The following is a 21,759-nucleotide window of genomic DNA, read 5'->3' on the forward strand; positions in this document are numbered from 1 at the left end:
TTCCGCATGACGGTACAGGTCGCCACGTGCAGCGCTGCTCAGCTTTTCTCAGGGTGCTTGCTTCCGGGGCATTCCCCGGCATTGGATGCCATTGTCACCAGCGATGGCGCAACGGTGACCGGCGAGCTGACGATTCCGGAATACCAGCGCCCCTATTGCTGGCAGGACACGCAATTGCATGGCCTGTTGCTGGATATTGAATCCCATGTGGTCCGTAAAGCGGATGGCGATATTGAGCTGCCTTATTACCTGGGAAGCCTGATCTTGCATCAGGAAGCCGGCAAGCTGAATATCATCGACGGCCAGCAGCGCATTACCACCCTGGCGCTCATGGCCTGCCTGCTCGATCCCGGGCTGCCGCTGGTGGAAGGCCTAGTCTATGAGCACCCCACCAGCCAGCAGCAGATCAAGCATAATCTCAAGTGGCTCCGTGATCGTCTGGATCGCGTGAGGAACTGGATTGACTTTAACAATCTGCAATTCACCCTGGTGATCACTCAGTCCGAAGACGATGCCTACCGCTTCTTTGAAACCCAGAACACCGGCGGGGTGCGCCTGGGCGGCCCGGACATTATCAAGGCCCATCACCTGCGTGCGGTTGATAAGCTTCATCAGCCGCAATTCGCTCGGCAGTGGGAAGCGCTGGGCTCGCTGGACAGTACCGTCAGTGCCTTGCTGAAAGGCCGCTACTGGCAGGGCGTGAAACCACGGGAGCTGCCGCCCCACAACCAGCAGAAGCGGATCCGTGACTGTATTGTCGACGAACTGGCGCAGGACACAGGTGAAGGCGACGACATCGCCTATGGTCGCATTCGCCGTCAGATCGGCCTGGCCGGTGATGTCAGCCAACAGGCCGACCAGCAAGGCTACGAGGTGCGCCAGCCACTGAACGCAGGCGTCAACAGCATCCGCTATCTGGCCTATTTTCAGGCGTTGCACCAACGCTACTGGGATCAGCCAGAGCTGCCGCACCTGCCTGGCTATCAGCAGTTTGTGGAATGGCTGAAAGATCTGGATGGCTGTAGCTACCTGGAAAAGCTCTACGAGGCCTGCCTGCTGCTCTATATCAGCCAGTTTGGCGAAAACCAGCTGGAGCTGGCCGCAAAAAAGCTGTTCCGGGTGGTGTATTCCCGCCGGGTCAGCAATCAGAAGTCCGTGCGTGAAAATTCCATACCTGCCTTCATCCGGGAGCAGCCGGTGCTGGACTGGATTGCCGCCAGTTACACCCCCGAGCAGTGCTTTGCCTTTCTTGATGCCTTCGAGCTGACGGTGGACCCCAGCAATCTGGGCACGAACAGTGTGAAGCAGCGGTTTGTGGAAGCCGTTAGCGACCAATTTGGCCTCGGGCTGAATACCGGGGAATATGAAAAGGGGTTCGCCCCGGCATTGAACCGAAAGATAGCGGGGGAGCAGCGATGACCGCAGCGGTTGAGAATCAAGCTGAACAGCAGGCCGGCCAGCGGACTGATCATCAAGTAAACACAGAGGTGCTGACACTGGAAAAAGTCAGCAAGGCTGCCATGGGCTTTGTGATCCCAAGCTATCAGCGGCCCTATGTGTGGAGCGATGAGGATGTGATCAAGCTGTTCGATGACATCCGCGAAGCCTATGTGGCCGAGGAAGAGCAATACTTTATCGGCAGTGTGCTGTCTGCCATTCATGAAAAGGGGGAGTCTCGCCTCTATGAACTGATCGACGGCCAGCAGCGCACTACCACCCTGATGCTGTTGTCCCTGGCTTTCCGTGCGGCTGGCGTGAAGACGCCTCTGGCACAGGTCTCCACCCTGGGCGAGCAGCCGAGACTTACGTTCGAGATTCGCGAGGCGGTGGGTAATCTGCTGGGTAGCTATGCCGGCCTGGAGCGCATGACCCGCCCCGGCCCAGATGCCATCGAGAAGGATCCTTACCTCACCCATCTGGATGCCAATCTCAGGGTGTTGAAGCAGCAGGTGGATGGGCTGCGCGATACCAAGGATTTCAACCTGGAAGCCTTTGCCGACTATATCTATCGCAAGGTGAGCTGGGTGAACAATATCGTCCCGGAGAGCATGGACCTTAACCGACTGTTTGCCAGCATGAATACCGCAGGTATCCAGCTGGAGCCGGTGGACCTGTTGAAAGCCAAGCTGTTCCGCAAGATCACCACCGAGAAGCCCCTGTACAGCGCCATCTGGCAGGCCTGCGAACACATGGAAAACTACTTCGAGCGCAATCTGCGCCAGCTGTTTCCCAATGCGGACTGGAATGCGATTGAGTACAAGCATCTCGATGCCTATTCAGGCAGTCTCTTCGAGCGCAGGGCGGGCGGCAACGAGGTTGATCAGAGTGAGGCCTCCGGGAAGACGCTTTTGCATCTGCTGGATGAGGTGGAGTCCGGGGATGCACCGGATAACGCCGAACAAAAAGAGCAAGAAGACACCCAGGACGGTATCGAAGACGAAACCGTTTACTGTCGCTCAATCATCAGCTTCGAACTGCTATTGATCCATACCCTGCGGATCTTCTGTGCCAGCAAGCAATGGGAGGATATTGATGCCCGTATCAAGGCCTCGAACCTGATGGCGTGTTTTGAATGTCTGCTCAGCAAAGACGAGGCGGACATCAAGGCGTTTATCCTGACACTGTGGCGGGTGCGCTATCAGTTCGACACCTGGGTGGTGAAGTGGGTGGAGCACGATGACAGCGAAGATCCCCAATTGCGACTGACCAACTTCAGTCGCTCCCTCTCCAGTGGCAAGTATTACATCAACCGCAGTGCCCGGGAGCTGGGCGAGCTGGCGCAGTTGCAGGCAGTGCGTAACTTCACCGGCGACCGTTCCGCCCATTACTGGCTAACGGCACTGCTCGCTCAGCTGGTGGAGCCGCCAGGCATAAGTGACCAAGAGGTGTTATCTGTGCTGGAGAGACTGGATAACCAGCTCTCGCTGACCACCGAAACTCAGAAGGAAGCCAGTTTCAAGATCGCCCGAGGTGTAGCTCCTTCGATGGATAGCTTGGATACCATAGAGGCCTATCTCAACAGCGCCAGGGGGACCGGCTTTGAGCATTACTGGTTCCAGAAACTGGAATACCTGCTCTGGAAACGCGGTGATGATGACGGCAAAAAGAAAGACCCGTATCGCATTACTTCAAGGAACTCTGTGGAGCATGTGCACGCACAGAACGAAAGATACGGAATGAGATTAGAAAGCCAAAATCTGGACTCTTTCGGTAATCTGGTATTACTCAGCCCTAGTGAAAACTCATCATACGGCAACCTGGCGGTTGGTCAGAAGAAGATAGATTTTGAAGGTAAAAAGCGCTACGACTCCTTGAAGCTGAAAGCCATTTTTGCACTATATGACCAGGCTGGCGGAGCATGGGGCGTGAAGCAGATCGCCGAACACCAGAAGCAGATGATTACACTGCTGGGAAATCATTACAGGCAAGGAGGGGAGTATGGTCAGCCAAACCAATGAGCAGGCGTTGGAAGCTGCCATAGAGCAGGCACTAACGGGCTTGACCACAGAGGCGGTAAAGGAAGCCGGGGGGATTGAGGAAACTCCTGCGGATGGGATGGTGGCCGGTAATGGTTTCCAGCTGGGGCGGCCGATGGATTTCAACGCCCAGTATGCCCTTGATGAAAAGTTCTTCTGGCAGTTTCTGGAGCAGACTCAGGCACAAGAGCTGGCTAAGCTGCAAAAGCACAACCCTGCGGATTGGCAGCGCAAGCTGCTGGAGCGCTATGATCGCCTGATCAAGAAGCATGGAATCTTGCACTTGCTCAAGAAAGGGCTGGCGGTGGATGATGCCCATTTCCACCTGATGTATCCCGCGCCGCTTGCCAGCAGCAGCGAGAAAGTGAAGCAGAACTTTGCCGCCAATATTTTCAGTTGCACCCGGCAGGTGCGCTACTCCCTGGCCAATCCCCTCCAGGAAATCGACATGGTGCTGTTCCTGAACGGCATCCCACTGGTAACCATGGAGCTGAAGAACGCCTGGACCGGGCAAACAGCCCGCTACCATGGCCAGAAGCAGTATCGGGAAGATCGTGATTTCAACCAGCCATTACTCAACTTCGCTCGCTGCGTGGTTCACATGGCGGTGGATACCGATGAAGTGTATATGACCACCAAGCTGGACGGTAAAGGCACGTTTTTTCTGCCGTTCAACAAGGGCCATAACCACGGTAAAGGCAATCCACCCAACCCAGATGGTCACAAGAGTGCTTACCTTTGGCAGGAGGTGTTCACCAAAGACAGCCTGGCTAACATCATTCAGCATTTTGTGCGGCTGGATGGCAGCAGCAAGGACCCACTGCGAAAGCGTACGCTGTTCTTCCCTCGTTATCACCAGATGGATGTGGTCAGGAAGCTGGTTGCCCATGCGGAACAGCAAGGTGTGGGTCATACCTATCTGATTCAGCACTCGGCAGGGTCGGGCAAGTCCAACTCGATTACCTGGGCGGCCTATCAGCTGATTGAAACCTACCCGGCGTCTGCGCAGGCAGCCGGCGGTAAGGGTCTGGATCAGCCGCTGTTTGATTCCGTGATTGTGGTGACGGATCGGCGGCTTCTGGACAAGCAGATCCGGGACAATATCAAGGAGTTCTCCGAGGTCAAGAATATCGTCGCGCCGGCCTTCAGGTCGGCAGAGCTGAAGAGTGCGCTGGAAAGCGGCAAGAAGATCATCATTACCACCATCCAGAAATTCCCGTTCATTGTGGATGGCATTGAGGATCTCAGTGACAAGCGCTTTGCGGTGATCATCGATGAAGCGCACAGCTCCCAGTCCGGCACGGCCCACGACAACATGAACCGGGCCATGGGTGAGAATGGGCAGCAGGACGACGATGAAGATGACCAGGACACAATCCTGAAAGCCATGCGCTCGCGCAAGATGCGCGGGAATGCCTCCTATCTGGCGTTCACTGCCACACCCAAGAACAACACCCTGGAAAAGTTTGGCGAAAAACAGGAAGACGGGACTTATAAGCCTTTCCATCTGTACTCCATGAAGCAGGCCATCGAGGAAGGCTTTATTCTCGATGTGCTGGCCAACTACACCACCTACAAGGGGTACTATGAAATTGAGAAGTCCATAGCCGAAAACCCCTTGTTTGATACCAAGAAGGCGCAGAAGAAGCTGCGGGCCTATGTGGAGCGAAGCCAGCAGACCATCGATACCAAAGCCGAGATCATGCTGGAGCATTTCATCCCCCAGGTGGTGAATACCAAGAAGCTCAAGGGCAAGGCCAAGGGGATGGTAATCACCCAGAACATTGAAACCGCCATTCGCTACTACAAGGCGATTACTCGGCTGCTGGAAGAAAGAGGGCATCCGTTCAAGGCGCTGGTGGCCTTTTCAGGCACCAAGGAGGTGGATGGGATCGAATATACCGAAGCCGAGATCAACGGCTTCTCTGATAATCACACCAAGGACAAGTTTGATACGGATGAGTATCGACTGTTGGTGGTGGCCAACAAGTACCTGACCGGGTTTGACCAGCCAAAGCTTTGTGCCATGTATGTGGACAAGAAGCTGGCGTCGGTGCTGTGTGTCCAGGCCCTGTCTCGCCTTAACCGTTCCGCGCCGAAGCTGGGGAAGAAGACGGAAGACCTGTTTATTCTCGATTTCTTCAATGCCTCGGATGAAATCAAGACCGCCTTCGACCCGTTTTATACCGCGACATCCTTGTCCGGTGCCACAGATGTGAATGTACTCCATGAGCTCAAGGACGTGATGGACGATGTGGGGGTCTACGAATGGCATGAAGTGGAAGATTTCGTAAAGCGCTACTTCAAAGGTGAAGACGCCCAGACCCTGAGCCCCATTATTGATGTGGCGGCGGCCCGGTTTGAGCATGAGCTGGAACTGGACGATGACGAGAAAGTCGATTTCAAAATCAAGGCCAAGCAGTACGTGAAAATTTACGGGCAGATGGCATCCATCATGCCCTACGAGATCGTTGCCTGGGAAAAGCTTTTCTGGTTCCTGAAGTTTCTGGTTCCCAAGCTCAAGGTCAAAGACCCGGATTCAGACTCGATTGATGAGCTTCTGGAATCAGTTGATCTGAGTTCCTATGGGCTGCAACGGGTAAAGTTGAATCACTCGATCACCCTGGATCAGGGCGAGACAGAGGTCGACCCCCAGAATCCCAATCCTCGAGGGGCACATGGCGGTGAAAAACAGCTGGATCCGTTGGACGATATTGTTCGTTCCTTCAATGAACGCTGGTTCCAGGGCTGGAGCGCCACACCTGAAGAGCAGAAGGTCAAGTTCATCAATATCGCCGAGAGCATTCGCCAGCACCCGGACTTCAAGGATAAGTATCAGGATAACCCGGATCCTTATAACCGGAATCTGGCCTTCGAGAAGATGCTGAAAGACGTGATGCTGGCGAGACGAAGAGATGAGCTGGAGCTGTATAAGTTGTTTGCCGCAGACCCGGCATTCAAGAGGGCCTGGATGGATAGTATGCAGCAGGCGGTGGGAACGGGTCTGTAAGCGATTCAATTGATACGGTGGCTGCTGATTATAAAAGTATCTTCGTTACCGGAAATCTATGATTTTTCGGTGTGATTTGAGGAGTGGGCGTAGGCGAAAACTTTGTTCTTGACGGCGACTTTGTTGAGAGAATCAGGGCTTCTTATCCTTTAGATGATAGAAAACCGATTGACTGTGGATCTACCACCGAGATTTACGATGGTGGAGACACCATTTACCGCCTGGCCTCTGATGGTGCCTCCCATACCTTCGTGATTCGCGCGGGTTCAGAGGGGCTAGCTGTCCCAAAGTGTCTGAATGATTGGGGGCGACTGAAGAGTGATGGGGATGAGGCCGGCGAAGATGATCTTTGGCTTGCCGAGTTTGAAAAACTGGTGCCGCTGAGCGTCTCGCCGATGCTAGAGAGCGAAGTGAAGGCATGGATCAAGGCTGTTCTTGATCTGGCCGAGGTAGATGACGGGCTCATCATCGAAAGAGACGAGCTAGAGCGCGTTCGGCTTGCCATTCCAAAATGTGAAACACCCACTTCGCTGTCTTTGGTTGCTGAGACCATGGTGTTCATGTGTGAACAATGCCTTAAGGAAGGGGCGGATCTTGATTTCAATGAAACTAATCTGATGATGAGGCCTTCCACTGGGGAAGTGCTCGTGACAGATCCTGCGCATGGGTATGGATAATGCTGCCACAACACGGAAAGATAGAGTGTTCAACGTGTTACGGGCCCGCTGAGAAGGAAGCCTTCCCGCACGAGCTCTGGAAAATGCGTAATGATCCTGGTGCATGGGGTGGAAGCAACCCGGAATGGCTGGTTCTGGGGTTCTCCAAGGGCAGCACGCAAGCCGATTATTACGACAATGGCAGTTTTGAAGCGGTGGCGTTTGCCGGTATGCGGCCAAGGCTAGAGCGGATTCTGAAGCATCTGGGGGCTCTGTCGGCAGGCGAATCACTGGATGCTGCTATTGCCAATCCTGCAGGCAATGTGGCGTTCGGCTCGCTGATTCGTTGCAGCGTTGCCCGGCAGGATGAGTCGGGTAAGTATCAATGCTCAGGCCCCCTGATTAAGAAGTCGTTCAAGGAAATCCCGCAAGTGATCTCAGCATGCACGAACCGGTTTCTCAAGGAATTGCCGGACAGTGTCCGGACGGTGGTGATGCTGGGAAATGATTCTGGCTACATAAAGCATTGCCATGCCTTGATTAAAGACCTTTTTCCGGAAGCGTTCGAAGAGATCAATGATGTGGCTGCCAGGGCGGATGGTCGGCTTTGGCTTCATGTGGCCCATCCTTCCGGGGCGAACGGACACTTTGAAGGCTGGATGGAGAGCCAGTCTAAAGCCAGCAGAAAGCGGAAGCTGGTCGAAGAGGCACTGGGCCTGTTTGAGAATGATGCTGCCATTGCGCAAAGCGAGCCGGAGCCAGAACCTGAAACTTCCACTGCGAAGGTGGCGACTCCACCTATGTCCGTTGACGATGTTCCAACCGTCGATTCGTCTGGCGTGGCGCCCTTGCCAGAAAAAAGCGATGAGAAGTGGCGGTTATACTCGCGTGTCAAAAGAGGGAAAAAGGCAGGCGCATTCTTGGTGCCCCATCTTTACAAGGATGGCAACTACGTTGTCAGCATGACCCGGTTTGAGGAAGATCAAATCAGGGTTGGCACGATTGAAGAAGTCATCAGTTATATCCGTAAAGGTTACAAACTAAGGATGAGCGACCCAGACCACCCGATAGGACCATCACTGATTAGCCCGAGTTCCATCGAGTTTAATGAGTGATCGGTATTCGATAGAAATGCGCGCCGCAGCGCGCTCTCGACTACACCAAGGGATGTGCATGCTTGGGGGAGCGGAATACCTTGATCCAGTACCAAGCTGGCGGTTTCATGCTTAAACTCAGGAGTAAAGGAGCGTCGTTTTCTGGTCATCGGACACCTCGATTAAGGGGGGGGGGTAGCTTTACCTCCTGCGTAGGTGTCCGGAATCATTGAATCACTACAGGTACGCATAAGTACCGATAGGGCTAGTGGTTATTTCAGGCGATTGTGATAAGGTTCACAAAAAACGAACGACCTTCAGGTCTAGAAAGGATTCTAGCGGGCACCTTCAATGGTGTTGGCACTTAGGGGAAGGATATGGGGACCCGCCACCACGCACTCAAAATCCGTCAGCGGCAGGAACGGGGTGATTATCCTGAAGACCTGAGTCTGCGCGTTCACCGTGCCCTGAGCTGGCTGGATAGGGCCGAGCAGGAATCCGACCCAGACAGCCGTTTCATCTTCCTGTGGATTGCCTTCAACGCGGCCTACGCTAGTGAAATTGATGACCGGCAAGGGCTGAGTGAACAAGCCACCTTCAATGCCTTCCTGGAAAAGCTCCACAGCCTCGATAACAGTCAGCGCCTGAAAAAGCTGGTCTGGAAAGTCTATTCCGGTGCCATCAGCGCACTGCTGGATAACCCCTATGTCGTACGAGCTTCTGGAAATACCAGAAAAGCAACATCAGCCAAAAAGAATGGGAATGGCGATAATTTTTTGCACGCCTTCAGGTTGAATTAAAAAATGAGAAACCATAAGGAACAGGGATGTCTATTGACCTTTTAGAATACCAGCTTGAAATTTCATCATCGATTGCCGTTTTCTTGAGTGTAATGATATTTGCAGTGGCAGCGATCATGAAGAAGTCTGGGCAAGGGCTTCTTGTCGCTGTTGTCGCTGGCGGGTTAGCCTTCTTGCTTGCTTGGTTTTCCATTCCTGACATGTATGCGAAAGAAATGGGATTCCCGAACAAGAAAGTATATTTTCAAGCAAAAGAAGATGGCTATGATGACTACAAGGTATACAAAGAGCATTTGAGCTGTAGAGATGAGCAAAGTAATAATGTCGATTTTAACAAAAGAGAGAAGAAGCGTGCGGCTGAAATTGAGAGCGCAAGAACAAGAGTCTTAAAGTCCAGGTCAGTTGTGTGCTCTGATTTGCAAGATATGATCAGGGCAGCTGCCATGAGTCGGTATGGCTCTAGGGCGCTTCAATACGGCATGCCTTACTCATGTGAATACCTGCCAATAGAAATCGAGCTGCAGTCCTACGAACCAACCTATTATCCTAACATCATTCATGTTTTTACTTATGCTGGAGATTTCTTTTCTGGATACTCTGCGATTGGGGAGGGGTTCAAGAAAGGGGCTGTTACTTCATTTGAAAACAGAGGCTTTGATTACAAAAGCCCAATAAAATACCGAAAAGTCGATTTCGATTCTTGCGATCTAACCAATAAGATCGCCCTTAAACCTGGGCAGGGAGTCCTGTTAAGCGCCGCGCAGATTGCTGAGGAGAAAGAACCCGAGAATGAAAGGCCTGAGAAAAATGTCGATTTACGTGAGCCGCCCCACATTCGTGATAGCGCATCCTTAGATGAATACGACAGAAAGATAAAGAGCTATACTAAGGAGTGTTATGGTTCAGGCCACTGTTATAACGTAAAGAAAATCTGGGAAAGAAATATCAATTACTACCTCGGCGAGCTAAAGAAAAAGCTTCCTGCTGATATCGAATCAATATTGGCAGCCTCTCAGGAAGTATGGAGAAATACTCAGGACTCTACCTACGTAGCAATTAGCCATATTGCGGCTGAAAACTATCCCAATGAAGAGGGTACTCTTTGGATGAGAATGCGTTCTCGTGACGCTACAGAAGAGATGGCTAAAATTGAAAGGTCCAGAGCGCTAACTCTTAAGCGTTGGCTTGACGTGGCCAGTAATAATGCCAGAACCACAAAAGCTGAGCCTTTGGTCGATGTTGGTCGGTCTACAGTCCCTCTTCATGTTGGCGACTATAAAAACCCTTCTGTCTTTGATAAGGCGTACAATAATTACTACCAAGGCTGCCTTCAGGGTGGAGGGGAAGGCTGTCTAGACGTGTATCAAATATGGGATAGAGAGTTGAATTATTATTATTCAGAGCTTCGGAGTAACTTACCAGAAAAGCTTTTCACGAAGCTAAGGGCATCCCAAAGGCTTTCCTCAAAAGGAAAAAGCAAGCACTTTGATGCGATTGCCGCGATCCTTGGCCCAGATGCAGGCAAATATGTCCTTCTCCAAGAAAAAACAGAGATCATCAAGAGCCGAGCATTAATGCTGTACTCAATATTGGAGATGTACAATAACCGAAATAATTTTTAGTGGAATCTGTTTGGAGGGATTTGTGTTTCCTATGGGGTGCATGTGGAAATGGAAAGTTTAGAATTTATTAAGTGTTAATGTATTCTGCGTTTTTTGTTCCGGTGTGTAGTGACGAGATAGGGGCTGAGCTGGATGCGGCGGCGCTGCGCTATCGGTAGTTGAGGGTGGGGGTTATTCGCCCCCGCTCACTTTTGCCGAAAGGGCCTCTTTCAAGCCGGATGCTTGCTTCGAGGCACAGGTGTTTTGGTTGGCTTCACTGCGATAAAACTCCTCCGTAACCTGCAAACCCTCATCCTCTGAATACTCGAACTGGGCATTCATCAGGCCTGCCTGAGCAACCTTGTCCAGTTCTGCCTGATTGATCCCCAGATTTACCTGAACCTGGGCCTCTTCCCTGGCATGAGTGACAGCCTCTTTCATGGATTGATCGGCTCTCAGCGTCAGATCCACATAGTAGATTGGTGCTCGGTGGCTCTGGGTAGTGCTCTTGCCGCGCAGCTTCAGTTCCAGGGGCAGGGTGGCCAGATTGCCGCCGCTGATGGCGTGGAAGTAGCGCAGCCGAGCAGCTAGGGTACGGATACTGTTGTAGCCGGTGGTGCGGAAAACGAAGCAGCCCAGTTCATCGTTATCTCCGATACAGACATAGAGACGACCATAGGGCTTGCACAGCCCATGGCTGCCGTAGTCACACATATCCGGCGATGGGCAGGGTAGGGATTCCAGGCCGTTCTCGGTATGACGCCGACAGGCTTCCCCATCACCTGCACATAGCGCTCTGCCGCTCTTGCGCTCGAAGAAGGTGTATTCGGCCCGCAGATTCAGGTCCGGATCATTGAAGGGCAGGGTAACGGGAATGCTTCGTAGCTTTTTGCCCTGTACCTCCTGGCGCAGGGTTTCGTCCAATGGGTGCGGCAACCAGCCGTCTCGGGTTTGGATCTGGGTGGTGATGGTGAATTGGTCGTCTTTCTCCGGCAGACGTTTGCCGTTCTTCTCCACTACACGGCCAATGCTGATACGGCCGATTACGGGTGGGGTAATGGCGAGTCCTTTGATCATGAGATTCTCCTGATGAATAGCAGATGCATGTACTCAGCCGGGCTTGGCCCGGCTGTTATGCTGCTTGGGGGTGGGTTAGGTGTTGGGGCGCACAAGGAACCGGCGACTGCCCGCCCTGTGCTTTGGGTAGTGTTTGAGCAGATCAGGCTGATCCTGCAGCAGGGCTTTGGTGTCCAGGGCGATGGAGTCCTTGCTACGCTTCCAGGTCACGGAGCCAACAGTGAAGGTAGCCTTGCTGGCCAGCCCCATGGACTGCTGGATGCGTTGTTTAAGGGTGGATTCCCGCTCGGTCAGTCGGGCAAGGGTGTCACGCAGATCCAGCAGTTCATTGAAGTCGCCTTCCATGGCTGGGTTAGCCGTGAGATCCAGAGTTTCGCCTTCATCGCGAGGATAGAGCCCTTGCAGGGCCTTGCCTGCAGAGTCGGAGCCATCCGGGTCCGGTGGGGTGTCCGCTTCCACCAACTGCCAGAACTCCCGCTCCAGCTCGTACAGGTGAGCAATCAGTGCCTCATCCCGTTCGATACGGTGAATCTGCAGCTCCTGACCGCAAATCAGCACGGCCACGTCTGCCGCCTGCTTACCGGTGACCGCCAGCTGATGCTGTACTTGGCACTGGATGTACTCCGGAACACCGTCCGCCCATAGCTTGGCGCCGTGCTGGCCGGTGGTCTTGCATTCCAGTATCTGAACGTCTTCATTACCAACCACGGCGTAATCCAGGTTGGCCAGCATCCAGGGCTTGTCACCATCCGGGTGCTGCAGCACGGCATTCACCCGCCGTACCTTGTTGCCGCTGATCTTGGCATAGGCCTCGGCCACCTTAGGTTCCAGCAGGGTGCCCCAGTACATCGGTGACTGAATGTCGTCGGGATCGGGGGCGGGTAGCAGGCCGTCGCGCCCAGTCTTGATCATCCACAGCTCCAGGGGCGACTGGTACGGGCTGATGCCCACTGCCGCAGCGGCATCACTGGCGCCAATGCCTTGCTTGCGGATCTTCAGCCAGTCTTCGCGGTTCATGCTTTTGGTAGAGACCAAGCGCAGCGCAGGGCGCTGGCCAGGTGTGATGCTTTTCGGTTGTGCCATGAGAATACTCCAGACAAAGAAAAGCCCCGGCGTAGTGGCCGGGGCTAAAGGTAAGGGGAAATAGGTAATTGCGAGTGATGCCTGAATGACATCATGCGGCGCGACTTGAAGAGGAGGAGGCTTCCTCGCCAATCTCGAAGAAGTCATTCACCAACGCTTCGATATAACGTTCAGCCTCCTTGTCGCTGGGGAGGTGGCCGGTAGTGAGCAGTTGCTCACCGAGCCACTCGCCTAACTCACTGACCACTTCGTACTCGAAAATGCCAGGTCGGCCACGGGGCTGATACCAGATGTGGGAGACCGTCTGCCAGAGCGGGTCCAGGTATTCACAGGACGCGATGATCAGCTCGATGCAGCCACTGTCCCAGGCGTCCAGTATTCGGCGGGGTCGGCCAGGATCGCCGGGATGGCACATCAAGCCTTCGTGCAGAAACGCGCCCCATACCGATGCCAGTTCGGCAGGCATAGGGCGACAGTCCCATACCGCCCACAGGCGGTAGAGCCATTTCAGATTCATGGTGTTTTCTCCAGATTTCTTTTAAAAGGGTGTAGAGAGAAAGGGTGGTAAGTGATCAGGCCTGGGTCAGGCGACCAGCAGGGACGTTTGCTCCAGAGCGCGTTGCTTGATCTGGGCGCCCTTGCCGAACCAGGCAGAGTCCAGCCGGTTGTCGGTACTTTGCGCACGACGTTCATGGTCCACGAACTCGGTGACCGCATTGAGCAGGCCATAGGCCGTGTTCTTGGAAGACGTTAACTCTGATCCGCGACCGGCACCGTCATACAGCGTCATGGCTTTCTTCATGGCCTGTTCGTTGGGTTTCACCGGCATGCCGGGTGGTTGGTAACCGGTATCCGTGAAGATGGTCTGTAATACCTTCTCGGCGGTCTTGTGCGTGATCCGTCGCTCGCTGAGGGCCTTGAGCCGATACATGAAGTCATCCCAGGCGGAGACAGAAATTCCCAGCTGTTTCTTCACCGCTTGAGGGTCGAAGGTGGTGTTATGGCGTACCTTCACGGCATGCGTGTTGCCATTCAGCGCGACGGCGAGAGTGTTGTTGCACACCACCCGGATACTGGTGAACTGCGCTGTGGTTGCCAGGGTGCCGTCACAGGCGGTGGCCAACAGCACGTAGCCGTTGGTTTGATCATTACCTGCCAGGGTGCCGGACTGCCCGGTACGCGCCAGCGCCCACAGCTTGCGGCCCCCTTTAAGGACGCCCGCCGTCTCCAGCTCAAAGCCAGATTTCTCGGTGAGGTCCCGGTAGAACTCCAGCACCTCACGGGGCTGAACCACCTTGAAGCGGTTACTCACTACCGACAGTGGTGCCTGAGTGTCGGAACGGAACAGCACCTTTTGATCAGGGAAGGACGAGATCTGTCCGAGAGCACCGGCTTCGCTGCTGATAAAGCGAACCGGGGTTTCACGGATATCCCAGTCCATGCCGGCTTCGCGCCTCCAGACTTCCAGTGGTTGTTGGCTGGCCAGCTGATTGCCCAGCCCGTGCCAAGGTGTGCGGCCCACATAGGCCATGTTTTCGACAAGATGAGACATGGTGAATCTCCTGATAATAAAAGGAATAAACGGTGCGTGTGTGTAGGGAGGTTAGGTGCGGTGGGTTAGAGGCTGCCGCGTTCAGCCAGACTGACGTAGCCGGAACGGGACACCACAAAGTGGTCGAGCACCCGCACATCAATCAGCGCAAGGGCATCGGTAAGGCGCTTGGTGATTTGCTGATCTGCCCGTGAGGGCTCACAGCAGCCGGAGGGGTGGTTGTGGGAAAAGATTACGGCGGCTGCATTGCAGGCAAGGGCCTGCTGTACGATCACACGGGGATACACCGCCGCGCCATCAATGGTGCCGGTGAACAGGGTCTCGAAACTGAGCACCTTGTGTTTGTTGTTGAGGAAGATGGCCGCGAAGACCTCGTTCTTCTCCTGTGCCAGAGCCAGCTGCAGGAACTGGGCAACATCGGTAGGCGCGGTCAGCGCTTCCCGGTCGGTGAGCTCATCCAACAGGATGGTGGCAGCGGTGCTGACAATCTCCTCGGGTTTGACGCAGCCCTGTACGTGGTACAGGCCCTGCTCGTTCTTTACGAAAGTGGGAATATCCATAAAAACTCCAAAACGGCATAAAAAAGCCCGCGCAAGGCGGGCTTCAAGAATGAGTAGATAAGGGATAAGAGAAGGGGTTACTCGGCATCCAGGCGGAAGCTGTGTCCGCAATCCAGGCATTCCAGGTTGTCGAGATAGGTGTCGTCGAGCTTGGCGCCCAGGGCAGCACCGGCCTCACCGCCAGCCACGCCACCCGCCAGACCACCAAGCACCGCACCGGCGATGCCGCCGATAGCAGAGCCCGCAGGGCCAAACGCCAGGCCAACGGTCGCCCCAACTCGGGCTCCACTGGTGGCCATGGCGACGCCACTGGCAGCGCCTGCAACCGTGCCAACCGAGCCACCGACCTTGCGGCCATTCTGCAAGGCGGCGACCCGGATAGAGCGGCAGAACGGACATTGAATGATCATGAAACCTCCATGAAATGGGGTCAGGAAGGCCATTCCTTCCTGGCTTCATGGAGGTGATATATGCCTGAAAAAATCTGGAATCGTGGGCCGCCAGTTAGGGGCTGGTGTCGTGTTCATACTGGCTGCCTTTACTTCGGCAGGGCTTTATATTGGCATTCAGAGTTGAGATACTAACGAGGTATATACATTATTAGTATCTTGTCGTGAGGTCGGCCATGAGCAAAGAAGCGGTTTTCACAATGAAGCTGGAGTCAGAACTTCGGGCTGAATTTATTGCTGTGGCAGAGGCGGAGCATCGGCCGGCTTCGCAAATCGTGCGTGAATTGATGCGTGGCTACATTTCGCGGAAGCGGCAGGAACAGGAATACCAGGATTTTCTGAGGGGCAAGGTGGAAGCCGGTCGGGCAGAGATGCTGGCTGGTGAGGGGCGCTCCAACGATGAGGTGGAGGCTGATTTCGCGGCACGCAGGGCTGCTGGGGTGGGTGACGGTAAGGCTGGCGCATGAGGGTAATCTGGACCACTCAGGCCCAGAAAGACCGTCTCGCAATCTGGGAGTATATCGCGGCGAATAATCCGGTTGCGGCAGGTGACATGGATATGCGGTTCTCGGAGGCGGCAAGATTGCTGGCAGACCACCCCGAGATGGGGAGAGAGGGGGAGGTGCCTGGCACGCGGGAACTGTTCCCCCATGAACATTATCGGCTGGTCTATGAGGTTTATCAGGAGGCAGTTTGGGTGCTTACATTGGTGCATACGGCCAGGCTATGGCCCAAGCCGATGTCAGATAAAGATGGAGCGCCAGACTGAGAGCGGAAGAACCCATGGTTTTTCGCTGTTCAATGACTTGTTTTGGATGCCTGCGCTATACTGCCGTCCGCAAGGGGTTCGGGTCCCATTTTTAGGTCATTTTCAGTGGGGCCAACAGCGGGGCCAACACCTTAAAAGGCTTTTTAATATTTATTGGATTCAGAGGGTTAGGGCGGTATTTGAGTCCGGCCTCTGTACCAAACAATAAAAAAGCCCGCTTCTAGCGGGCTTTTTTATGTCGGGCGTTTCTGGCCCTCGCTAGCTCAAACAGTCTGCCCAGGAGAGCGTCATGACCGACTATGCCCCGCCCGCTGGTTTGCTTAAACGCTTGATGGCGTTGGTCTATGATGGCTTTCTGGTGTTGGCCTTGTGGTTTGTGACCACGGGTATCTTCGTGTTGGTCTATCCTAAAACAGGGTTGCCAATGGAAGATATAAACGGTGTCACCCGCGCAGCACCGGACTATCTGAAGGGGATCCTGCTGCCCCTGTTGTTGGTGGAAACCTGGTTGTTCTACGCCTGGTTCTGGATGCGCGGAGGACAAACCCTGGGGATGCGAGCCTGGCGGCTGCAGGTGCGCGATTACCGTGGCGGTCCGGTGAAGTTCTGGCAAACCCTGGCACGTTTCTTGGGCGCTTGCCTCTCTTGGAGCTTATTCGGGGCTGGCTATCTGGTGGTGCTGATTGCGCCGCATCAAGCGCTGCACGATCGCTTGTCTGCTACGGCGACGGTGCAGTTACCGAAAAAGTCCAAAACCTGACTGCCTTCTTCATCAAAAATTTAGTAGGGATTACTGAGAAGGTTATGAGCGCTCTAGGTGAATTTTGCGCTTTCTGTAGTGGATACAGGTATTTTTTCCCGGCCGGATAGCGAGTATCCTTGCGGCCCCTTTAATTTCCGTGCCGGTACAGTACGTGAATGTCGACGATTTTGATTTTGAGCTCCCCGACAGGTTAATCGCCCGTCACCCGCCTGCGCAACGCCGTGATGCGCGTTTGTTGGCGCTTACCTGCGATGCGCTTGAGCATCAGCAGTTTCCTGATTTGCTCTCCCATGTGCACCCCGGTGATCTGTTGATCTTCAACGATACCCGCGTCATTCCTGCCCGGTTGTTTGGCCAGAAGGAAAGTGGCGGCAAGGTAGAAGTGTTGATAGAGCGAGTGGTGGATGATCATGAAGCGCTTGCCCACGTGCGCGCCTCCAAGTCACCGAAACCCGGTAGCTGGTTGGAATTTGCTAAAGGCATTCGTGCCCAGGTAACAGGGCGCCGGGGTGCCCTGTTTATCCTGCACTTCTCGTTGCCAGGAAACGGCTGTGACACTCTTCTGAGCGCATTGGAACTGATTGGCCATGTGCCACTGCCTCCCTATATCGACCGCCCAGATGAGGACGGTGATATGGAACGCTACCAAACGGTGTATGCTCGCGAGCCGGGGGCTGTTGCGGCTCCGACGGCCGGTCTGCATTTTGATGATGCGATGCTGGCGGCTTTGGAACAGCGCGGGGTTGATATCGGTTTTGTCACTCTTCATGTGGGCGCAGGGACGTTTCAGCCGGTGCGTGTGGATAAAGTGGAAGACCACCATATGCACAGTGAGCGTTACCAGATTCCCGGTTCGCTAGTGGAGCAGGTGGCCCAGGCTCATGCTCGGGGCGGTCGAGTGGTGGCGGTAGGCACTACTGCGCTGCGTGCGCTGGAAGCGGCCAGTCAGTCAGGTGGTTTGCACGCTGGTCAGGGTGAAACGGATATCTTTATTTTTCCTGGTTACCGGTTCCGCTTGGTGGATGCTTTGGTGACCAACTTTCATTTGCCTAAATCGACACTGCTGATGCTGATTAGTGCGTTCGCCGGCCGAGATCGGATCATGGGCGCCTACCGGGCGGCCATTGAGGCCCAATACCGGTTTTTCAGTTATGGCGATGCCATGTTTATTGAGGGAACGCAGCCGGCATCACGCAATACCCAGCACGTGAAAAGCGGAGCTGACGAATGACCAAGATTTCCTTTTTTGGCGTGCTGCGTATTGCGTGGCGCATGCAAGTGAGCGCTTATCCATGTCCCGAATGACGTTCAAGCTCAGCACCACCGACGGTGCTGCCCGCCGTGGTGAAATTACGTTTCCCCGCGGCACCATTCAAACGCCGGCCTTTATGCCGGTAGGCACCTATGGCACGGTGAAAAGCATGCTGCCTAGGGATCTTGCCGATACTGGCGCCGAGATTTGTCTGGGAAACACCTTCCATTTGATGCTGCGCCCGGGCACTGAAGTCATAGAGGCTCACGGTTCCTTGCATGGCTTTATGCAGTGGGACAAACCGATCTTGACGGATTCCGGCGGCTTTCAGGTGTTCAGCCTTGGTGAGATGCGCAAGATTTCCGAGCAGGGCGTGGTGTTCAGAAACCCCATCAATGGTGACAAGGTTGAACTGAGCCCGGAAAAAGCCATGCAGGTACAGCGCTCGCTGGGCAGCGATATCTGCATGATCTTTGATGAATGCACTCCTTTCCCGGCCACTGAAAAACAGGCCCGTGATTCCATGGAGCTGTCCCTGCGCTGGGCGAAGCGCTCAAAAGACGCCCATGAAGGCAATGATGCCGCCTGTTTCGGTATCGTGCAGGGTGGCATGTATGATGATCTGCGCCGCGAATCCCTGGCCGGGCTGGTGGATATTGGCTTTGACGGCTACGCGGTAGGTGGCTTGAGTGTGGGCGAGCCCCAGAACGAGATGTTACGAACGCTGGGTAATCTGACCCCGCATATGCCGGAAGACCACCCCCGTTACTTGATGGGCGTGGGTAAGCCGGATGATATTGTTGAGGCGGTACGCCGGGGGGTGGACATGTTTGATTGCGTGATGCCTACCCGCAATGCCCGCAATGGCCACCTGTTCATCGCCGAAGGGGTGGTGAAAATTCGGAATGCCCGGCACCGCCATGATCTGGCTCCTCTGGAGGCAGAGTGTGACTGTTATACCTGCCAGAATTTCTCCCGCAGCTATTTGCACCATCTGGATCGGTGCAATGAAATGCTGGGCTCCCAGCTCAATACTATCCATAACCTGCGGTATTACCAGCGGTTGATGGCTGGATTGCGGGGGGCCATTGAAGGGGGTACATTGTCCGCCTTTGTGGACGACTTTTATGCAGCCCGAGGTCAACAAACCCCGGCGCTGTAGCTATTTATTGATTGGAGTAATTAATGAACATCGCAATGCGTTCCCTGTTGGCCCTGATGGCTGCGGCCATGGTTTCTCCGGCGTTTGCAGCTCCTGCTGCCCCTGCTGGCCCGGGCGGTGTAGAGCTAATCATGCTGGTAGTGATGATGGTGGTTTTCTATTTCTTCCTGATTCGTCCCCAGCAGAAGCGTGCCAAGGAACACAAAAACTTGGTCCAAAGCTTGAGTAAGGGTGATGAAGTAGTGACCAGTGGCGGTATTCTGGGCAAAGTGGCGAAAGTTACCGATGATTTTGTAGTGGTAGAAATCAGCAACAACCTGGAAATTAAACTGCAGAAAAGCAGCGTTCAGGCGACCCTGCCCAAAGGCACGATTAAATCGATCTAGAAGAACAGCCGCCCCGTCTTGTGCGGGGCCTTTGCTGTTTTTGACGTCAGCAAAATCCAATGTATCGAGCGATTAATTAATCATATACGCCTTGTGGGTTGCTCCGATCAAGGCCAGTTGATGTCTTTTTTAGGCGTTTAATGCACTGTTTATGATTAAGAAATCGGCACTACTGGAAAGAACTATGACCCGCTATCCACGCTGGAAATTTTTCCTGCTTATGGCTGCACTCGTTGTTTGCAGCCTTTATGCGCTTCCTAATTTGTACCCGGATGCGCCTGCGATTCAGATCAGTCATTCCGAGGCTGGTGGCGAAGTGTCGGCTGTGGCTAGGCAGCGCGTATTAAGTGCCCTGGATGCCGCCGGCCTGGCCCATGGAGACGGTGAGGTTGTTGGTAGTTCATTGCTGGTGCGTATGAACGATACCGAAGCTCAGCTTCGCGCCAAGGATATTGCAGCGTCTACTTTGGGCGATAATTATGTGGTGGCGTTGAACTTGGCGGCAACCACTCCTCAGTGGTTGCGTGATATCGGCGCTAGCCCCATGAATTTGGGGTTGGATCTGCGTGGCGGGGTTCACTTCTTGCTGCAGGTGGACATGGATTCGGTGGTGAAGAGCCGCATGGAAGCCTGGGAAGGCACCGCTAAGTTGACACTGCGTGACGCAGGGGTGCGTTATCGCGAGGTGTCTGTGGATGGCACAACCCTGATCGCCACCTTTGGAGATCAGGTTGCTGCAGATGCAGCGCGGGCGCCATTGCGCCAGGCGCTGGACAAGCTGGCCATGCAACCGGCCGGAGATAGCCCCAGAATTGTTATGACCCTGAACGAAACGGCCCTGAAAGAAATGCAGGACTACGCCGTAGACCAGAACCGCACCGCTTTGAACAAAAGGGTGAACGAACTGGGGGTGGCGGAAGCGGTGGTTCAGCGTCAGGGGGCAGACCGTATCGTAGTGCAGCTGCCAGGCATCCAGGACGCGGCCTCCGCGCGTCGGATTTTGGGCCGCACCGCGACGCTGGAGTTTCGTTTGGTGGACAATAGCGTGTCCTCCGCACGCCTACGTTCTGGCATGGCGCCGCCGGGGTTGGAGTTTTTTCCGTTCAAGGGGCAAGAAGGCCGGATAGTGGCCTTGAACAAGTCCAGCATTGCCACCGGGGATCAGGTGATTGACGCCAAGATGGGCTTTGATCAGCAGAACGGTCAACCGGAAGTCAACGTAACACTGGATTCCGATGGCGCCCGCCGTATGCAGCGTGTTACCGGCAAGAACGTGGGTAACCCCATGGGCGTGCTGTTCATCGAAACCAAGACCGACGTGAAAAAGGTGATCGACGAAGACGGCAACAGCGTTGAGCAGATGACCAGCAGCACTGATAAGTACGTCATCAACGTGGCGACTATTCAGAGCACCCTGGGTAGCCGTTTCCGGATTACCGGGCTGGATAACCCGGCGGAAGCCTCCGAATTGGCACTGCTGCTGCGTGCCGGCTCACTGGCTGCGCCGGTGAGTATCGTTGAAGAGCGCACGGTGGGTCCAAGCTTGGGCGCGGAGAATATTGAAGCGGGCCTTAAGTCCATGGCTTTAGGGCTGGCATTAGTGCTGGCCTTCATGGTGCTTTGGTACAAAGTATTTGGCTTGATTGCCAATGTGGCGCTGCTTGGTAACTTGGTAATCATTGTTGGTGTTATGTCGTTGATTCCCGGCGCTACCATGACTCTGCCGGGTATTGCCGGGATCGTATTGACGGTGGGTATGGCGGTAGACGCTAACGTTCTGATCTTCGAACGTATTCGTGAAGATCTGCGCCGGGGTCTGAGTCCACGCCAGGCTATCGAAGAAGGTTACGCCCGTGCATTTACCACTATTCTTGATGCCAACATTACGACCCTGATTGTGGCGGTGATTTTGTTTGCAGCAGGGACCGGTTCGGTACAGGGTTTTGCGGTGACCTTGTTCATTGGCATCCTCACTTCCATGTTCACGGCGATTATCGGTACCCGTGCCATGGCAGAAATGATTTACGGTCGAGGCGCTCGCGCCCCGAGCAAATTGAGCATCTGAGGCG

General features: G+C 54.5%; 20 protein-coding genes and 1 pseudogene. 14 read left to right on the top strand and 7 right to left on the bottom strand.

What is annotated here, in order from left to right; all coding sequences use genetic code 11:
* The first annotated feature begins 6 nt into the window (after positions 1–6).
* The 5 genes from Y017_RS09655 to Y017_RS09675 all read left to right on the top strand — a co-directional run bounded on the left by Y017_RS09655 (position 7) and on the right by Y017_RS09675 (position 8,257).
* Positions 7–1,419, top strand: coding sequence for a DUF262 domain-containing protein (locus Y017_RS09655; RefSeq protein ID WP_035460521.1), 1,413 nt, complete (start codon positions 7–9; stop codon positions 1,417–1,419).
* Positions 1,416–3,458, top strand: a complete 2,043-nt coding sequence (locus Y017_RS09660) for a DUF262 domain-containing protein (protein ID WP_051428747.1) — start codon at positions 1,416–1,418, stop codon at positions 3,456–3,458. Before Y017_RS09655 ends, Y017_RS09660 begins: the two co-directional genes overlap by 4 nt.
* Positions 3,439–6,486: a type I restriction endonuclease subunit R gene (locus Y017_RS09665; protein ID WP_035460522.1), complete on the top strand. Its 3,048-nt coding sequence runs from the start codon at positions 3,439–3,441 to the stop codon at positions 6,484–6,486. Before Y017_RS09660 ends, Y017_RS09665 begins: the two co-directional genes overlap by 20 nt.
* Positions 6,487–6,569: 83 nt before the next feature.
* A complete protein-coding gene (locus Y017_RS09670; RefSeq protein ID WP_035460523.1) occupies positions 6,570–7,163 on the top strand; it encodes a hypothetical protein in 594 nt (197 codons plus the stop codon).
* Positions 7,164–7,246: 83 nt separating this feature from the next.
* Positions 7,247–8,257, top strand: a complete 1,011-nt coding sequence (locus tag Y017_RS09675; RefSeq protein ID WP_035460524.1) for a hypothetical protein — start codon at positions 7,247–7,249, stop codon at positions 8,255–8,257.
* A gap of 20 nt (positions 8,258–8,277) precedes the next feature.
* On the opposite strand, the pseudogene Y017_RS15445 reads toward Y017_RS09675, so the two are convergent.
* A pseudogene (locus Y017_RS15445) lies at positions 8,278–8,406 on the bottom strand (transposase); the annotation flags it as partial.
* 207 nt (positions 8,407–8,613) lie between these two features.
* Between Y017_RS15445 and Y017_RS09680 the strand changes: the two are divergent.
* Together Y017_RS09680 and Y017_RS09685 are read left to right on the top strand one after the other, a co-directional pair.
* Positions 8,614–9,036, top strand: coding sequence for a HEPN domain-containing protein (locus tag Y017_RS09680; RefSeq protein ID WP_051428748.1), 423 nt, complete (start codon positions 8,614–8,616; stop codon positions 9,034–9,036).
* Between the two features lie 26 nt (positions 9,037–9,062).
* The gene (locus Y017_RS09685) at positions 9,063–10,658 is read left to right on the top strand and encodes a lysozyme inhibitor LprI family protein (protein WP_035460525.1); all 1,596 of its coding nucleotides are present in this window, start codon (positions 9,063–9,065) and stop codon (positions 10,656–10,658) included.
* Positions 10,659–10,829: 171 nt separating this feature from the next.
* Here Y017_RS09685 and Y017_RS09690 read toward each other — a convergent pair whose 3' ends face one another.
* From Y017_RS09690 to Y017_RS09715, 6 genes are all read right to left on the bottom strand, one after another.
* A complete protein-coding gene (locus tag Y017_RS09690; RefSeq protein WP_035460526.1) occupies positions 10,830–11,714 on the bottom strand; it encodes a hypothetical protein in 885 nt (294 codons plus the stop codon).
* Between the two features lie 75 nt (positions 11,715–11,789).
* On the bottom strand, positions 11,790–12,797 hold the full coding sequence (locus Y017_RS09695; protein ID WP_035460527.1) for a YqaJ viral recombinase family protein: 1,008 nt from the start codon (positions 12,795–12,797) through the stop codon (positions 11,790–11,792).
* Positions 12,798–12,888: 91 nt separating this feature from the next.
* Complete coding sequence (locus Y017_RS09700; RefSeq protein ID WP_051428749.1) at positions 12,889–13,314, bottom strand: hypothetical protein; 426 nt, start codon at positions 13,312–13,314, stop codon at positions 12,889–12,891.
* A 66-nt stretch (positions 13,315–13,380) separates the two neighbouring features.
* Entirely contained in the window at positions 13,381–14,349 is a 969-nt protein-coding gene (locus Y017_RS09705; protein WP_035460529.1) for a DUF932 domain-containing protein, read from the bottom strand.
* Between the two features lie 65 nt (positions 14,350–14,414).
* A complete protein-coding gene (gene radC / locus Y017_RS09710) occupies positions 14,415–14,909 on the bottom strand; it encodes a DNA repair protein RadC (protein WP_035460531.1) in 495 nt (164 codons plus the stop codon).
* A 77-nt stretch (positions 14,910–14,986) separates the two neighbouring features.
* On the bottom strand, positions 14,987–15,319 hold the full coding sequence (locus Y017_RS09715; RefSeq protein WP_035460533.1) for a hypothetical protein: 333 nt from the start codon (positions 15,317–15,319) through the stop codon (positions 14,987–14,989).
* Positions 15,320–15,534: 215 nt separating this feature from the next.
* Here Y017_RS09715 and Y017_RS09720 point away from each other — a divergent pair, with 215 nt between their 5' ends.
* From Y017_RS09720 to secD, 7 genes are all read left to right on the top strand, one after another.
* Positions 15,535–15,825, top strand: a complete 291-nt coding sequence (locus tag Y017_RS09720; RefSeq protein WP_035460534.1) for a hypothetical protein — start codon at positions 15,535–15,537, stop codon at positions 15,823–15,825.
* Positions 15,822–16,127 (top strand): type II toxin-antitoxin system RelE/ParE family toxin, encoded by a 306-nt coding sequence (locus tag Y017_RS09725; protein ID WP_035460536.1) that lies wholly within the window; start codon positions 15,822–15,824, stop codon positions 16,125–16,127. Before Y017_RS09720 ends, Y017_RS09725 begins: the two co-directional genes overlap by 4 nt.
* Before the next feature lie 289 nt (positions 16,128–16,416).
* Positions 16,417–16,887 carry an RDD family protein gene (locus Y017_RS09730; protein ID WP_011587785.1) on the top strand — a complete coding sequence of 157 codons (471 nt, stop codon included), beginning with the start codon at positions 16,417–16,419 and terminating at the stop codon, positions 16,885–16,887.
* A gap of 154 nt (positions 16,888–17,041) precedes the next feature.
* Positions 17,042–18,121, top strand: a complete 1,080-nt coding sequence (gene queA / locus Y017_RS09735; protein WP_011587786.1) for a tRNA preQ1(34) S-adenosylmethionine ribosyltransferase-isomerase QueA — start codon at positions 17,042–17,044, stop codon at positions 18,119–18,121.
* Between the two features lie 70 nt (positions 18,122–18,191).
* Complete coding sequence (tgt, locus tag Y017_RS09740) at positions 18,192–19,304, top strand: tRNA guanosine(34) transglycosylase Tgt (protein WP_035460537.1); 1,113 nt, start codon at positions 18,192–18,194, stop codon at positions 19,302–19,304.
* A 23-nt stretch (positions 19,305–19,327) separates the two neighbouring features.
* Positions 19,328–19,690, top strand: a complete 363-nt coding sequence (gene yajC / locus Y017_RS09745; protein ID WP_011587788.1) for a preprotein translocase subunit YajC — start codon at positions 19,328–19,330, stop codon at positions 19,688–19,690.
* Between the two features lie 184 nt (positions 19,691–19,874).
* Positions 19,875–21,755: a protein translocase subunit SecD gene (secD, locus tag Y017_RS09750; RefSeq protein WP_035460539.1), complete on the top strand. Its 1,881-nt coding sequence runs from the start codon at positions 19,875–19,877 to the stop codon at positions 21,753–21,755.
* Positions 21,756–21,759: the final 4 nt, after the last annotated feature.

It is taken from the genome of Alcanivorax sp. 97CO-5 (genome assembly GCF_000524665.1).
In the GTDB taxonomy this organism is placed as follows: Bacteria; Pseudomonadota; Gammaproteobacteria; order Pseudomonadales; family Alcanivoracaceae; genus Alcanivorax; species Alcanivorax borkumensis.

Bases quoted from the DNA above. Each gene is read 5' to 3' on its own strand.
- Y017_RS09655 (WP_035460521.1), top strand. From the start codon at position 7: ATGACGGTACAGGTCGCCACGTGCAGCGCTGCTCAGCTTTTCTCAGGG.
- Y017_RS09660 (WP_051428747.1), top strand. From the start codon at position 1,416: ATGACCGCAGCGGTTGAGAATCAAGCTGAACAGCAGGCCGGCCAGCGG.
- Y017_RS09665 (WP_035460522.1), top strand. From the start codon at position 3,439: ATGGTCAGCCAAACCAATGAGCAGGCGTTGGAAGCTGCCATAGAGCAG.
- Y017_RS09675 (WP_035460524.1), top strand. From the start codon at position 7,247: ATGCGTAATGATCCTGGTGCATGGGGTGGAAGCAACCCGGAATGGCTG.
- Y017_RS09680 (WP_051428748.1), top strand. From the start codon at position 8,614: ATGGGGACCCGCCACCACGCACTCAAAATCCGTCAGCGGCAGGAACGG.
- Y017_RS09685 (WP_035460525.1), top strand. From the start codon at position 9,063: ATGTCTATTGACCTTTTAGAATACCAGCTTGAAATTTCATCATCGATT.
- Y017_RS09690 (WP_035460526.1), bottom strand. From the start codon at position 11,714: ATGATCAAAGGACTCGCCATTACCCCACCCGTAATCGGCCGTATCAGC.
- Y017_RS09695 (WP_035460527.1), bottom strand. From the start codon at position 12,797: ATGGCACAACCGAAAAGCATCACACCTGGCCAGCGCCCTGCGCTGCGC.
- Y017_RS09700 (WP_051428749.1), bottom strand. From the start codon at position 13,314: ATGAATCTGAAATGGCTCTACCGCCTGTGGGCGGTATGGGACTGTCGC.
- Y017_RS09705 (WP_035460529.1), bottom strand. From the start codon at position 14,349: ATGTCTCATCTTGTCGAAAACATGGCCTATGTGGGCCGCACACCTTGG.
- radC (WP_035460531.1), bottom strand. From the start codon at position 14,909: ATGGATATTCCCACTTTCGTAAAGAACGAGCAGGGCCTGTACCACGTA.
- Y017_RS09715 (WP_035460533.1), bottom strand. From the start codon at position 15,319: ATGATCATTCAATGTCCGTTCTGCCGCTCTATCCGGGTCGCCGCCTTG.
- Y017_RS09720 (WP_035460534.1), top strand. From the start codon at position 15,535: ATGAGCAAAGAAGCGGTTTTCACAATGAAGCTGGAGTCAGAACTTCGG.
- Y017_RS09725 (WP_035460536.1), top strand. From the start codon at position 15,822: ATGAGGGTAATCTGGACCACTCAGGCCCAGAAAGACCGTCTCGCAATC.
- Y017_RS09730 (WP_011587785.1), top strand. From the start codon at position 16,417: ATGACCGACTATGCCCCGCCCGCTGGTTTGCTTAAACGCTTGATGGCG.
- tgt (WP_035460537.1), top strand. From the start codon at position 18,192: ATGACGTTCAAGCTCAGCACCACCGACGGTGCTGCCCGCCGTGGTGAA.
- yajC (WP_011587788.1), top strand. From the start codon at position 19,328: ATGAACATCGCAATGCGTTCCCTGTTGGCCCTGATGGCTGCGGCCATG.
- secD (WP_035460539.1), top strand. From the start codon at position 19,875: ATGACCCGCTATCCACGCTGGAAATTTTTCCTGCTTATGGCTGCACTC.